This is a genomic window from Halorubrum gandharaense (assembly GCF_054654575.1).
This window is the reverse complement of sequence record NZ_BAAIET010000001.1, coordinates 920,538-934,078: the sequence shown is the minus strand read 5'-3', so window position 1 is coordinate 934,078 and position 13,541 is coordinate 920,538. Positions and strand designations below refer to the sequence as shown.

Below are 13,541 nucleotides of genomic sequence, written 5' to 3'. Positions count from 1 at the left end.
GTGCGACTACCGCGGGACGGTCGAACCCTCAAGTTTCAATGCGCCCGGCCGTGTTGGACGCGTATGAGCGACCAGCAGCTCCGGAAGGAGGCACACGACCTGGACGTGACCGTCTGGGTCGGCAAGGCCGGCATCGACGCCGTCGTCGACGAACTCGCGGACCAGCTCGACGACCGGAAACTGGTGAAGGTGAAGTTCCTGCGCGCGGCCCGGGGCGGCACCTCGACAGACGAGCTCGCCAACGAGCTCGCCGACGCCGTGAACGCCGACCTCGTCGAGACGCGAGGCAACACGGCGGTGCTCCACTAATGCTTGGCGCCGCGTTGGCACCGGGACCGGGACAGGTGCAGTCGCTGGAGGAGTTCTTCGAGACCACGCTCGGGCTACCGGGCGGGCTCTCCTCGAACCTCGCGGCCGCCCTCGTCTTCGTCCTCGTCATCTTCGCGGTGTGGACGCTCAACAAGTCGGCGATCAGCCCGGCCGTCGAGCGCCTGCTCGAACGGCGTGGACTGGACGTTCACGCACGGAAGCCGCTGAACAAGCTCGCGTCGTTTATCGTCCTGTTCGCCGGACTGGCGGTCGCGTTCGGCTTTGCCGGACAGAACGACTTCCTGCGCTCGCTGGGGACCATCGCGGCGGCCGGGACGCTCGCCATCGGCTTCGCGCTCCAGGACGTGATCCGCAACTTCGTCGCGGGCGTGTTCATCTACACGGACAAGCCGTTCCGCATCGGCGACTGGGTCGAGTGGGACGACAACTCGGGGATCGTCGAGGACATCTCGCTTCGCGTCACTCGTGTGCGAACCTTCGACAACGAGCTGCTGACGGTGCCGAACTACACGCTCACCAGCGGCGTCGTGAAGAACCCCGTCGCGAAGGACACGCTCCGGCTGAAGTTCGTCTTCGGCATCGACTACGACGACGACATCGACGCGGCGACGACCATCATCATCGAGGAGGCACAGAAACACGACGGGATCATGCGTGACCCCGCGCCCTCCGTCCGCCTGAACGAGCTGGCCGACTCGTACGTCGGGCTCCAGTCGCGCGTCTGGATCGAGAACCCCTCGCGTGCGGACTTCGTGAAGATCCGCGCCGAGTACGTCCAGAACGTGAAGGAGCGCTTCGACGAGGAGGGGATCACCATCCCCTTCCCGCAGCGCACGGTCGCCGGCCGCGACGGCTGGGAGGAGCCACAGGCGTTCGGCGGCGAGCCGTAGCCGCTCGATTCCCGCGATTCCCACACCGCTTTTTCAGCGAACCGCGCCGTCGAGCGCCCGCCGTGCCGGTCGCGCCCGTTCGGCGCCCCATGAGGAGCAGCGGCACTGTCGCCCCCCGTCACAGGGAACCGAGTTCGTCGTTCCGCGGCCAGTACAGGGGGGCGGGACGAGCTCGGGAGGACGCTTATCCGAGCGCGGTTCGAGAGTGCAGACATGTCGCGCGTCCGCTGGTGGTACGTGCTTCCCGTTCTCGGGGGCGTGTGGATGGTCCTGTGCGCGTACTGCATGTCTCGGTTCCTCGCCGCCGTTGAGCGAATCGCCGATGGGGTCGAACAGCTTGCGGAAGCGAACCCGTGATCCGTCGGGTCACTCGTCCGCGCAGGTTCCGCATGCGTCACGCCCACAGGTCGCGTTCGCGTCGACGCCCGCGATGCCGAGGTCGTCGGCTGCTTCCTCGACGGCGGCGTTCACCACGCCGAGACAACAGCTGCCGCGTGGACTCTTGTAGGTGCATTTACAGAGATCGCGCTCGCCACGGCTGCCCACCCATTCGTGAAGGTCAGTGTCCCCGTGCTGGCGAAGGTCGTAGTGAATGTCGGCTTTCGTGACGCCGAAGCAGTAGCACAACGGGTACGGCTGGGCGTCGTCGTCGAGTTTGAAGTTCACCGGCACGCGAACGTCGCCTCGCGTGAACGTCCGGTCCGTGGACTCGGCGTGGTAGACCGTCGGGCAGTCTTCCGTCCAGCAGACCCGGTACGATTGCTGGTCGTCGACGTTCCGGTTCGTGGGTGCCTCCACGAGGTGGAACAGCGTCGCCACGTCGGTCGGGGTCGACGTTTCTCCGCACGTGGGACAGGAATCGGCGCTCATGACGATGGGTGGCGTTCGGCGGTCAGAAAAAGCGACTGGCCGAACGACGACCGCTCAACAACAGGCCTCGCAGGACTCGATGCACTCCTCGAGCAGGCTCACGCACTCCTGACAACACTCGGCGTCACAGTGGTCACACGCTTCGAGGCACTCCTTGCAGGCGTTCAGACACTCCCGTGCGACGCCCGGGGCACGCGGGGAATCCCGCGCCAGCAGGCGGGCACACAGGGTGGCGAGGTCGGCGACGTCACGACACGTCGAGAGGTCGTGGTCGCTCTTCTCCGCGCCGCAGTCGTCGAGACAGCACTCACACTGCTCGACGACGGCGAAGCAGCGCTGAATGCACTCCGCTACCTCGGATTCGGACGCTGGAACTGCGGACATGGCAGGTGAACGGGTTTCACGGCTGGCGGGAAAGCGTGGTGGCCGGCCGGTCCTCCGAGAAGGGCCCGCACCGACAGCACGTCGCCGTCGCTATCGGTCCGTGTCGTCCTCCCCGTTCTCGTCAGTTGCGTCCGCGTCGTCCTCCCCGTTCTCGCCCTCGTCCGCCGCGCCGACGCCGTGTGCCACGTCCGTGTCGGAGGGTTTGTGGTCGACCGCGTAGTCGCCGGTGTCGACCGTCTCCGCGGGCTCGGAGAAGTCGCGGTCGCTCGTCGAGAAGTCCGGGGTGACGACCCCCTCCGGGGGTGCCTCGACGTCCGAGGGCTCCTCGTCGGCTGCCTCGACCCCCTCGGCCCCTTCGGCCTCGGGGATCGCCGTCGTCTCGTCGTCAGCTCCCGTGTCGGCCTCTTCGGTCTCCTTGTCGACCCCTTCGGCCTCCTCGGCCTCGGAGACCGCCGTCCCCTCGTCGGTCGTCGGGGCCTCGTCGCCACTCGCGGGGGCTTCGGGGTCCGCCGCTTCCGCGGACTCCGGGGGTGGCGAACCGCCCGCCACAGCCCCGTCGTCCACGGTTGCGTCGTCCACAGTTGCGTCGTCCCCGCCGTCCCCGCCGTCCCCGTCGCCCCACTCGAAGCCGGTTCGTTCCGCGCGGCGCTCGACGAGCGCCTCCTGGAGGCGGTCGGTGAGGTCCTCGCGGAGGCGTTCGGCGTCCGCGGTCTCGATGTCGTAGGCGACGGCGTCGCTCCCGGTCAGCGAGCCGGTGCCGGCGGTGTCCGCGATCACGGTCGCGACGCCCCAGCGACGCTGGAAGAACGACCGGGTGTCGATGACGTTCTGGATCCGGTAGTGGGGGACGACCTTCGTGCGCCGGCTCCAGAAGCCGTCGCGGGTGAGCAGGTGGTCCTCGCCCGCGTCGTAGCCGCGGTGTTTCCACTTCAGGTGGGCCGCGGCCGGAACCCCGACCAGGAGGCCGGCGGTCGCGTACCACGGGTAGGCGCCGCCGACCCACCAGTTCACGGCGAACGCGACGCCGACCAGCGCGGCGACGACCAGCGTGTACCGGAACGCGTACCGCAGCCGGATCCGGCCCGGCGGTCGGGTGTAGTCGGGCTCCTCGAACGCCTCGACCTCGCGGGCGAGGCGGAGCACGCGCTCGCGGCTGGCGATCGGCACCGCCGCCTGACTGCCGTAGTCGCCGCCCTGTCCGGGGGCGTAGCCGGCGGTCTCGATGGAGAGCGAGGCGTAGCCGAGCAGCCGCTTGGCGGGGTTGTCGGTGATCGTCAGCGACTGGACCTTCTCGGTGGGGATCGAGCCGCTGTATCGCCGGAACAGGCCGCGCTCGTAGCGGAGCTCGTCGCCGGCCCGCGAGAGCCGGAAGCCGTAGTAGTTCGAGAAGGTGACCGCGGCCCCGAGGATCCACGACGCGAACAGCAGGAGGCCGAGCCCGACCAGCGCCGTGGCCGTGACGAGCGTGGCCGACCCCTCGGGCAGCACGGCGCCGAGCGAGTACGAGCCGCCGGCGACCAGGGGAACGCCGAACACCAACAGCCCCAGCAGCCGCCCGTCGAACGAGAGCGCGCCGACGAGCGCGAGCTCGCCCGGCGAGATGGAGAACAGCTCCTCCTCCTCGATCTCGTCGAGTGCGGCGTCCCGGTCGTCGACCCGACCGTCGGCCGTTCCGGCTTCCGCCGTCGCCGCGTCGGCGTCGCCCTCCCGCTTGGCCGCGGCTTTGCGCCGCTGCACCTCCCGCTGGATCCGGGTCGCCTCGTCGGGGGTGACGTAGCGGATGGAGCCCTCGGTGCTGGAGCCGCCGGCGGTTTCGAGGTCGACGGCGGCGATGCCGAGCGCGCGCTGGACGACGCTGCGGCTCACGTCGACGTTCTGGATCCGGCCGTAGGGGATCTCCCGTTCTCGTCGGGAGATCACGCCGGAGGCGATGTCGAGGGTGTCGTCGGTGAGCGCGTAGTCGAACCGCTGCCAGTAGGCCACCTCGTAGGCGCCCGCCGCGAGGACCGCGGCCCCCGCAAGCCCGGCGGCCGCGGGGAGGCTCCAGCTCCCGGCGATCCCCAGGAACACCAGCAGCACGAGGAGCCCGGAGACCTTCTGGAACGTCCGGTACGGCACCGACTGTGTGGCGAGTTTCACACCGCGTCCTCCCCGTCAGCGCGGATCGCGAGCCGTTTCAGCTCCTCACGCAGCTCGTCGGCGCCCTCCCGGGTCAACCCCGGAATGCGCACGTCCGCGCCGCGCGAGCCGGCGGTGTAGACGACACAGGAGGCGAGTCCGACGGCGCGCTCGATCGGCCCGCGGCGGGAGTCGACGTGCTGGATCCGGACGAGCGGGACGGTGGTCCGAACCTCCGTCACCACGCCGCGGTCGAGATACAGCGCGTCCTCGCGGATCTCGTAGCTCCAGCGCCGGTAGCGGAGCAGCGCGTGGACGACGCCGAGCGTGACGAGTACGACGCCGGCGGCGGCGGGCACCCAGACGGGGACGTAGTCGTAGACGTACGCGCCGACGAACGGCGTCGTGAGCACGAGCGCGAGGATCGCCGCGCGCACGGCCCAGACGATCCGCACGCGTGGGTGGAGCGTCTGGGTGGTCATCGGCGACCCTCCGGAGGGATTCGTGAAGTCATATGGCGTCGTTATCGCCCCCCGCTTAAATATCTCGGCGGGACGCGACGATCGCTCATCGAGACGCGACGGTCCCTCATGTTCGTTCGTGTGTCATGGTACCAATGGCGATTTTTGCCGAAACCGATATGGGCGCCCGCCGTGACTCCCCCGACGATGGCCGACGACGACCCGTTCGAGAACATGCTCGCACAGATGGACCGCGCGGAGGAGTACGCGGATGTCGACCACGACATCTTCGAGCGGCTCAAATACCCGGAGCGGACCCTCAAGGTGACGCTCCCGGTGGAACTCGAGGATGGCGGCGTGGAGGTGTTCGAGGGGTACCGCTGCCAGTTCGACAGCGCGCGCGGCCCGTTCAAGGGCGGCGTTCGCTACCACCCGAGCGTCACCCAGCGGGAGGTCGAGGCGCTCGCCGGCTGGATGACGTGGAAGACCGCGCTCGTCGACCTCCCGTACGGCGGCGCGAAAGGCGGGATCATCTGTGAGCCGAAGGACCTCACGGAGAACGACCTCGAAAGTCTCACCCGGCGGTACACCGAGGGGATCCGCCGGATGATCGGGCCCGAGACCGACGTGCCCGCCCCGGACATGAACACCAATCCGCAGACGATGGCGTGGATGATGGACACCTACTCGATGTACGAGGGCTACACGGTCCCGAAGGTCGTCACCGGCAAGCCGCTGGAGATCGGCGGCACCCCCGGACGGGTCGCCGCGACGGGCCGCGGCGTCTCCATCATCACCGAGCGGCTGTTCGAGTACCTCGACCGCGACCTCTCGGAGGCGACCGTCGCGATCCAGGGCTTCGGCAACGTCGGCTCGCACGCCGCGCGCCTGCTCGACGACGCGGGCGCCCGGATCGTCGCGACCTCCGACGTGACCGGCGCCGTCTACGACGAGGAGGGCCTCGACGTGCCGACGCTCGCGGCGCACGTCGACGCCGGCGGCACGATCGAGGAGTACACCGACGGCGACCTCAAGGGTGCAAGCGAGGACCGCACGCGCTGGGACGAGGGACAGGCGCTCGACAACGACGACCTCCTGACGCTGGACGTGGACGTGCTGATCCCCGCCGCCGTCGAGGGCGTCATCACCGAGGACAACGCCGACGACATCCGGGCGTCGGCCATCGTCGAGGCCGCCAACGGCCCGACGACGGTCGCTGCCGACGAGATCCTCTCGGAGCGCGACGTGCAGATCGTCCCCGACATCCTCGCGAACGCGGGCGGCGTCATCGTCTCGTACCTGGAGTGGGTCCAGAACGCTCAGGAGTTCTCCTGGCCGCTCGAAACCGTCAACGCCGAGCTGGAGCGCCGCATCGGGAAGGCGTTCGACGAGACGATCGCGCGCTACGACGAGGGGAACATTCCGGACCTGCGGACCGCGGCGTACACGCTCGCGCTGGAGCGCACGGCGAGCGCCCACGAGTACCGCGGTCTGTTCCCGTAACCCGGGTCGCGCCGGACCGCACCGGCCGAACGGGTCGGCGACCGGCGACTCGGCGCGGAACGGCTCGCTCCGAGCCTGCGGGGGAAGGAGAAGAGGAAGTGGAAGGGAGAGGAGGTGCCGCGGCCGACGGACGACGCCGGACCCAGGCGGGAGAAGACGGTCGATCGGGTGATACGACGGCGCGGCACGACCTCAGAGCTCGATGCGCTCGACGAGCTGCTCGTCCTCGCCGTCGTGGGAGTTGACCGCGACGATGCGCACGTCCTGCTCCAGCATCGAGTCCCGGACCTTCGCTTTCAACAGCGAGTCGACCTGGTAGACGCCGGCGGCGTTGGTCATTCGGATCTCCACTTCGACCGGCTTCCCGTTGCCCTCCCGGAGGATCACCTGTTCGATCGCCTGCGAGGAGATGGTGTTGATCCCGCGTCCGCCCTCCTCGTAGGGGACGCGCGACCGGCCGCTCTCCATGTCGAGCGCGTCGGCGATGCGGATGACGCCCGCCTCCCGGGTGAGCGGCTGCTCCTCGGTGTGATGACAGAGGATCGCGTGGAGCACCTCGGCTTTCACCCGCACCCGATCCGGCACGTCGTAGAACTGCGGGAGGAACCGGTCGAGGAGGTCGCTCGCCAGCGGGATCGAGTAGTAGGAGTGGTCGTCGCGGTGGACGACGTGGCCGATGTCGTGAAGCGTCGCGGCGAGCGCGATGATCACCGGCTCGTCGGCCTCGTCCAGTCCCTGGTCCGCGGCGCCGTTGAACGCCACGCCGCCGCGTTTCAGCAGGTCGTACAGGCGGAGCGCGCGGTCGCGCACGATCTCGATGTGCTTCGTGCCGTGATCGTTGTACCCCTTGCGCGTGACGGCGTTGACGTTCTGTGCCTCCAGATACGTCGTGATCTCCTCGTCGGCTTCGATCGTCGCCAGCACGTCGTTGAGGCGCTCGTCCGGGAAGGCGTGGTCCGCCTCGGGGTCGTACTCGCGTCTCTCGACGTGGGCGTCATCTGCTGCGTCGGCCATTACACGGAGACCACGACCGGCCGACCTAAAAGGGTGCGGCAATCCTCTCAGCGCGTTATTCCCCGGAAGTCGCCCCACAAAAGTCCACAGGGAGGTCGGCGCGCGCGAGAAACGCGCGCGAGGGAGGCGGGAGCACGCCGGCGAGGCGGTGCGGTCCGCCGGCGTGCTCTCCGCCGAGGCTGGGGAGGACTGAGGCGGCGGTGCTGTGCCGGGCGGGGCGGGACTCAAAGGGGCAGCCTGCTCCGGAAAGACGGCCGTAGCAAGCACCGGAACGAGCGAAGCGAGTGAGGAGCGCAGCAAGGGTCCCGCGAGCGGGACGAGGGCGACCGACGGGAGCCCTCGATAGCGAACGGCGAAGCCGTGAGCAGCGAGCGGGACGACGGAAGTCGCAGCCGGCGAGCGCTTACAAAGCGCGAGCCGGACCGTCTTCCGGAACCCTCGACCGGAGCAGGCTGGGGCTTTGGAAGAGTTCGCCGGCGCACTCACTCCGTCAACCGCTTATAAGGAGCAGGCTGGGGCTTTGGAAGAGTTCGCCGGCGCACTCACTCCGTCAACCGCTTATAAGGGGTCGGCCGGGGCTTTGGATGTGGTCGCCGTCGCGCTCCCACAAGCACCCACTTACACGGCCTCGTCAACAGCTGCGGCGACCTCGTCGTAGTCGGGTTCCTGTCCGGGGTTGTCGGCGAGCCACCGGTACACCACCACGCCGTCGCCGTCGACCACGAAGACGGAGCGCTGGGCGACCGTCTCGATGCCGTAGTGGGTGAAGCCGTCGTCGGCCACGTCGTACGCCTCGATCGCGTTGTGGTCGGCGTCCGCCACGAGCCCGAACGGGAGATCGTGCTTGGTGCGGTACGCCTCCTGTGCGTGTGGCAGGTCCGTGCTCACGCCGAACACGGTGCCGCCGACCTCCTCGAAGCGGGCGAGCCGGTCCCGAAACGTGCACATTTCGGTCGTGCAGGTGTTCGAGAACGCGGCCGGGAAGAAGGCGAGCACGACGGGCCCGTCGCCAAGCGCGTCCGAGAGCCGGAACGGCTCGATGCCGTCGTGTGCGAGCGAGGCGGTGAACTCCGGGGCGTCGTCGTCGACATCGACCATATCGGCCACTCAACACGGACGAACAATACGGTTTCGACACCACCATGAGTGTTACACCCACACACACCCATGCCGCCGTGACACGTTCTTCCTCCTGAGATGTCCCTGCGATCGACGCAGACGAACGAGGGTCCGAAAGCGCCGTCCACGAGGGGAGATGGCGAGCGCACGCGACTGCGCGTCGAGCTCGCGACGACCGACGTGGACGAGATCCTCGCGTTCGCGGCGATGACGGGCTGTCGGATCGAGCGGCTGCTCGGCCCGGACCGGCTCGTCGTCTCCCACGCCGGCGAGGGTGACCCCGTTCGCGACCACGAGCTGGTGCAGGCCGTCGAGCCGTTACCCCACCCTTCCTGAGCCGCGCCCGCCGTGCGCACCGCGAGCACGAGCCGCAGGTTGGTCCAAAACGCCGGCGATGACCGCCCCGAGCGCTAATGACGAGCGGAAACAGCCCGGCGACCGCCGCGAGAACTCACCGGTCCGACTCGGGAACGCCGACGAGCGCCCACATCGAAGCCGAAAGCGGACCCGCAGCCGGTCGTATCCGCCTTCTCGACCGGTTTGGCGGCCTCTTTCGGGAACATTCGCCGGTCCAAAAAGACTATAATCGCCACAAGGTTACGCTGGGGTAGAGATGGCAACCGCGATTCCACTATTCGGCGGCATTCCGGCCGGCCCCGAAGTCCTCATCATCCTGCTCGTGCTCGTGCTGCTGTTCGGCGCCAACAAGATCCCGAAGCTCGCCCGCTCCACGGGACAGGCGATGGGCGAGTTCAAGAAGGGTCGTGAGGAGATCGAGGACGAGCTGAAAGATATGCAGGACGGCGAGGCCGAATCCGAGTCCACGTCGACCGCCACGACCGACGAGGAGGAGGACGAGGAAGCAGAGACGGAGACGGAAACCGAGACCGAAACCGAGCGCAACTGACGACGACCGACGTTTTCTCCTGTTTGGGCGCGTGGCCTAGCGGACAGGGCGAGAGGTTCCTAACCTCTCGATCGCGGGTTCGAATCCCGCCGTGCCCGTTCGCTTCGCCCACGGGCGCGACTGACCCTCGCTCGCTCCGCTCGCGAGTACGGCGACGCCGCGGGCGACGACCACCCGCACGACCCCCTTATATACCAAGCCGAGCCTAGAACAGGTGAATGCGCCGTGATCCGCCGTCGAGCGCCCACGCCCCCCGTTCGCAGCGGCCGCGATCCCCCGAGAGTCGCGGTCAGTCCGAGCTCGTCGGGACGGTGCTGCTCCTCGGCATCACGGTGATCGTCGTCACGGCGACCGTCGCGGTCGGCGCCGTCGTGTTGAGCGACCGGCAGGCGGACGCCGACCTCCGAAGCGCCGAAACCTCCCTCACCAACTTCGCCTCACAGACCGCGCTCGTGTCGTCGGGCGCGTCCGACTCGCGGTCGGCGTCGATCCCCGGTGGGCGCTCGGGGACCACGACCGTCGACCCGGATGCGGGCCACCTCCGCGTCGAGCTCCGTGACGAAGCCGGCGACCTAGCCGAAGACGGCGTCCTGCTGGACCGGTCGCTCGGGCGCGTCACCTATGCCCGGGCGGGTGAGACCGTCGCCTACGAGGGCGGCGGCGTCTGGCGCGGCGACGGCGAGACCAGCCGCATGGTGTCGCCGCCGCCGGTCCACTACCGCGGGACGACGTTCACGATGCCCATCCCGTTCGTCGAGAGCGGGAACGCCGACGGCGGGCGCGCAACGGTGACCCGCGCCGGTCCGGCGACCCCGGTGTACCCGGTCCCGAATGAGCCGGACCGCCGCAACCCGCTGTCCGCGGCGACCGTTCACGTCGTCGTTGAGAGCGACTACTACCTGGCGTGGGGACGGTTCTTCGAGGCGCGAACGGGCGGCACGGTGGCGTACGACCACGCCGCCGAGCGCGTCACCCTCAGGCTAGCCACCGACGACCCCGACCGCCGGATCGACGACGCCGCCGTCGGCACCGCAACCGACCGCTTCGAGGTGATCGCCGCAGCGGGCTCCCCCGCGTTCGTCGACGGCTACAACTCCACGGTCGGGCCCTACGACGAGACCGAAGCGAGTGTCGGGCACGTGTCGACCGTCGGCGATCTCCGGCTCCGCGGCGCCGCCGAGATCCGCGGCGACGTGAACGTCGGTGGGAGCGTCGACCTCGGAGGCGGCTCGCGCGTCACCGGGAACGCCGCCTACGGCGACGGGGTCTCGCTCCGCGGCAACTCGGCAGTCGACGGCTGGACGGCCGCGAACGCGAGCGTGGCGCAGGCCGCCCCCATCGACTCGTTCATCCACGCCGAACGAACATCGCTGCTGACCGACAACGACAACGCCGGCACGGCCGCCATCGACGGCACCACGTTCAACGAGACGAGAAGTACGCTCACGCTCGCAGCGGGGCAGTACTACCTCGACGACGCGACCCTCGACGGTCGGACGCTCCGGCTGGACGTCTCCGACGGAGACGTGCGGCTGGCGGTCGACGGGGACCTGTCACTGTCGAACGACCGCGTTCGCGTGGTTGGTGACGGCGGGTCGGCCAGGGTGTTCGTCACCGGAGATATCGAGGTCACGGACGGCTCCGAGGTGACGACGCCGGGCGACGAGGCCACGCGTCTGTGGGTGTACGGCTCCCGCAACGCCGCCGTCGAGGTAAACGACGCCACGTTCACGGGCGTGGTGTACGCCCCGAGCGACGCCCGCGGGACCGGGACGGTTCGAGTCCGAAACGGCGGGACGATCAAGGGAGCAGTGGTGGGCGGTGAAACCGTGCTCCGAACCGGCGGGACCGTCCACTACGACCGCGCGCTGACGGGGCAAGACCCCCTGTTCGGCGCCGACTTGCCCCGCGTGACGTTCCTGCACGTGACGGGGACGCCGGTAGTCGTGGCGGACGGCTAACCCTCGCCGTGGACGACTGTTCGCCGGCACTGGTCCTGGTACACCTCCACGAGCGCGGACAGCATCGACGAACCGCCGCCTCAAGATTCAAGTGTCGTGCCGCCGCAGTTCCGGCATGATTCGCGGCGACCGCGGCCAAAGCGAGGTGCTGGGAGTAGTGCTGCTTCTCGGCATCACGGTGATGGTCGTCGGGTCGACGGTCGCGATCGGCTCCGTTGCGCTTTCCGACGCCCAGTCGACCGCCGAGCTCGAACGTGCCGAGAGCGCGATGACGCAGGTCGACTCGAAGGCCAGTCTCGTGGCCCACGGCGAATCGACGAGTCAGTCGGTGACCGTAACCGACGGCGACGGTGATACCGAGGTGCGCGTCGACGAGGATGCCGGCTGGCTGAACATCAGCGTCAGCGACGGGAACAGCGAAACGAACCGGAACGTCCCGCTCGGTGCCGTAACCCTCGAACACGACGAGGAGACCGTCACCTATCAGGGCGGCGGCGTCTGGCGCGGCGACGGCGAGACCAGCCGCATGGTATCACCACCCGAGTTCCACTACCGTAGTGAGACGCTCTCCCTCCCGCTCGTCACCGTTGCCGAGTCCGGGACGACCGACGGCGAGGTGCAGATTTCCGACGCCGGCGACCCCATGCGCACGTTCCCCAACGGAGAGGTCGACAACCCGATCGTCGGCGGTAACGTGACGATCACCGTCGAGAGCGAGTATCACGAGGCGTGGGGCGACTTCTTCGAGGACCGCACCGAGACCGACGTCGAGCGACTCGACGGCGACCGCGTGCGCGTCGAGCTCCCCACACAGGCTCCGACGTCCGACGTCACCGACTCCATCAGCGCCATCACCGCCGGGAGCGGATTCGACCTCTCGAACAGCGACGTCGAGGAGTTGAACGTGAGCACGTACGACTCCGCCGAAGACGAGTACAACACCAGCAACGCGACCGTCTGGTTCGACGGCGACGTCGGCGCCGACTCAAGTTCAGACGAGCGGATATGGGTGTACGGCGACCTCCACGCGAGCGGCCAGAGCACCCCGAACCCATCTTCCTGGGAGGACGACGGGAGGCACGGGATTTGGGTCGAGGGGGATGTTCACACAGCCAATCATAATGGCGACGATCTCAACGAGCCCGCCGTCGACGGCTCCGAGGTGATCGACGGCATCGTCGACGACCGGATCGCGGAGTTCGACGACCGGAATCTCTCGGAGACCGCCACGAGAGAGGAGGACGATCTTGAGGCGGACGGTGAGACTATCAGCGAGGACACGTACGTCGACGGCGACGTCGAAATCGAGGAGAGCTCGCTTGACCTCGCGTCCGACGGTGACCTGGCGGTGGAGGTCTCGGGAGGCCTGGACATGGAGTCGGACGATAGCCCGGCTGAGATGACGCTTGACACCGGAAACGAGGGTGACGAAATTCATCTGATGGTCCGTGACGACTTCGAGATGGACGGAGATGGATCGATCGCCGAGATCGAGGTCGTCGGCGAGGGTGAGGCGACCCTGTACTTCCAGGAGGGGATCGAGATCGACGGGAGCCCGGCGGAGATCTCCGTCGCCGAGAGCGCGACGGTGGAGACGTACCACGACGCGGACGATAACGTCGAGTTCGGGACCGACGGCTCCCCCGTGAGGGTGACCACCGGAGATGGGAATACCCCCGGCCCGGCCGGGAACTTCTGGTTCTTCAGCAAGACCGAGGAGATCGAGATGGACGGCGACGAGGGGAGCGTCGACTTCAACGGGATCCTCTACGCGCCGAACGCGGAGGCCGACATCCAGGGGACTGCCAGCGTCGACGGTGCGCTCGTCGTCGACGACATGGACCTCAACGAGGCCGAACTCGAGGTCCGGTTCGACGAGGCGGCCGGACAGCACGACCCCTTCGTCGACCGGGAGTCGATATCGCGCGTCAACCACCTCCACGTAACGAGGCACCCGGTTCACGTCGAGGACGAGTAGCCCGAC

General features: G+C 68.5%; 14 protein-coding genes and 1 tRNA gene. 9 read left to right on the top strand and 6 right to left on the bottom strand.

Features of this window, described 5'->3' with window-relative positions; all coding sequences use genetic code 11:
- Positions 1-63: 63 nt before the first annotated feature.
- The 3 genes from ACYQ07_RS04425 to ACYQ07_RS15490 all read left to right on the top strand — a co-directional run bounded on the left by ACYQ07_RS04425 (position 64) and on the right by ACYQ07_RS15490 (position 1,577).
- Positions 64-309 carry a YhbY family RNA-binding protein gene (locus ACYQ07_RS04425; protein WP_459877921.1) on the top strand — a complete coding sequence of 82 codons (246 nt, stop codon included), beginning with the start codon at positions 64-66 and terminating at the stop codon, positions 307-309.
- Complete coding sequence (locus ACYQ07_RS04420; protein ID WP_459877918.1) at positions 309-1,220, top strand: mechanosensitive ion channel family protein; 912 nt, start codon at positions 309-311, stop codon at positions 1,218-1,220. Before ACYQ07_RS04425 ends, ACYQ07_RS04420 begins: the two co-directional genes overlap by 1 nt.
- A gap of 213 nt (positions 1,221-1,433) precedes the next feature.
- Entirely contained in the window at positions 1,434-1,577 is a 144-nt protein-coding gene (locus ACYQ07_RS15490; RefSeq protein ID WP_487247237.1) for a DUF8066 domain-containing protein, read from the top strand.
- Between the two features lie 9 nt (positions 1,578-1,586).
- On the opposite strand, the gene ACYQ07_RS04415 is transcribed toward ACYQ07_RS15490, so the two are convergent.
- The 4 genes from ACYQ07_RS04415 to ACYQ07_RS04400 form a co-directional block, all read right to left on the bottom strand.
- On the bottom strand, positions 1,587-2,090 hold the full coding sequence (locus tag ACYQ07_RS04415; protein WP_459877915.1) for a hypothetical protein: 504 nt from the start codon (positions 2,088-2,090) through the stop codon (positions 1,587-1,589).
- Positions 2,091-2,144: 54 nt separating this feature from the next.
- Positions 2,145-2,474 carry a four-helix bundle copper-binding protein gene (locus ACYQ07_RS04410; protein ID WP_459877912.1) on the bottom strand — a complete coding sequence of 110 codons (330 nt, stop codon included), beginning with the start codon at positions 2,472-2,474 and terminating at the stop codon, positions 2,145-2,147.
- A 90-nt stretch (positions 2,475-2,564) separates the two neighbouring features.
- Positions 2,565-4,613, bottom strand: a complete 2,049-nt coding sequence (locus tag ACYQ07_RS04405; RefSeq protein WP_459877909.1) for a PH domain-containing protein — start codon at positions 4,611-4,613, stop codon at positions 2,565-2,567.
- Positions 4,610-5,074 carry a PH domain-containing protein gene (locus ACYQ07_RS04400; protein ID WP_459877906.1) on the bottom strand — a complete coding sequence of 155 codons (465 nt, stop codon included), beginning with the start codon at positions 5,072-5,074 and terminating at the stop codon, positions 4,610-4,612. Before ACYQ07_RS04400 ends, ACYQ07_RS04405 begins: the two co-directional genes overlap by 4 nt.
- Positions 5,075-5,260: 186 nt before the next feature.
- On the opposite strand from ACYQ07_RS04400, the gene ACYQ07_RS04395 reads away from it, so the two are divergent.
- Positions 5,261-6,556, top strand: coding sequence for a Glu/Leu/Phe/Val family dehydrogenase (locus ACYQ07_RS04395; protein WP_459877903.1), 1,296 nt, complete (start codon positions 5,261-5,263; stop codon positions 6,554-6,556).
- A gap of 192 nt (positions 6,557-6,748) precedes the next feature.
- Here ACYQ07_RS04395 and ACYQ07_RS04390 read toward each other — a convergent pair whose 3' ends face one another.
- On the bottom strand, positions 6,749-7,570 hold the full coding sequence (locus ACYQ07_RS04390) for an HD domain-containing protein (protein ID WP_459877900.1): 822 nt from the start codon (positions 7,568-7,570) through the stop codon (positions 6,749-6,751).
- A gap of 618 nt (positions 7,571-8,188) precedes the next feature.
- Positions 8,189-8,668 carry a redoxin domain-containing protein gene (locus ACYQ07_RS04385; RefSeq protein ID WP_459877897.1) on the bottom strand — a complete coding sequence of 160 codons (480 nt, stop codon included), beginning with the start codon at positions 8,666-8,668 and terminating at the stop codon, positions 8,189-8,191.
- A 99-nt stretch (positions 8,669-8,767) separates the two neighbouring features.
- Between ACYQ07_RS04385 and ACYQ07_RS04380 the strand changes: the two genes are divergently transcribed.
- The 5 genes from ACYQ07_RS04380 (at position 8,768) to ACYQ07_RS04360 (ending at position 13,535) form a co-directional block, all read left to right on the top strand.
- The gene (locus ACYQ07_RS04380) at positions 8,768-9,025 is read left to right on the top strand and encodes a hypothetical protein (RefSeq protein ID WP_459877894.1); all 258 of its coding nucleotides are present in this window, start codon (positions 8,768-8,770) and stop codon (positions 9,023-9,025) included.
- A 277-nt stretch (positions 9,026-9,302) separates the two neighbouring features.
- Positions 9,303-9,596 carry a Sec-independent protein translocase subunit TatA/TatB gene (locus ACYQ07_RS04375; RefSeq protein WP_459877891.1) on the top strand — a complete coding sequence of 98 codons (294 nt, stop codon included), beginning with the start codon at positions 9,303-9,305 and terminating at the stop codon, positions 9,594-9,596.
- 25 nt (positions 9,597-9,621) lie between these two features.
- Positions 9,622-9,694 (top strand) — tRNA-Arg (locus tag ACYQ07_RS04370).
- 120 nt (positions 9,695-9,814) lie between these two features.
- Positions 9,815-11,557, top strand: a complete 1,743-nt coding sequence (locus ACYQ07_RS04365; protein WP_459877888.1) for a DUF7289 family protein — start codon at positions 9,815-9,817, stop codon at positions 11,555-11,557.
- Positions 11,558-11,672: 115 nt separating this feature from the next.
- On the top strand, positions 11,673-13,535 hold the full coding sequence (locus tag ACYQ07_RS04360) for a DUF7289 family protein (protein WP_459877885.1): 1,863 nt from the start codon (positions 11,673-11,675) through the stop codon (positions 13,533-13,535).
- Positions 13,536-13,541: the final 6 nt, after the last annotated feature.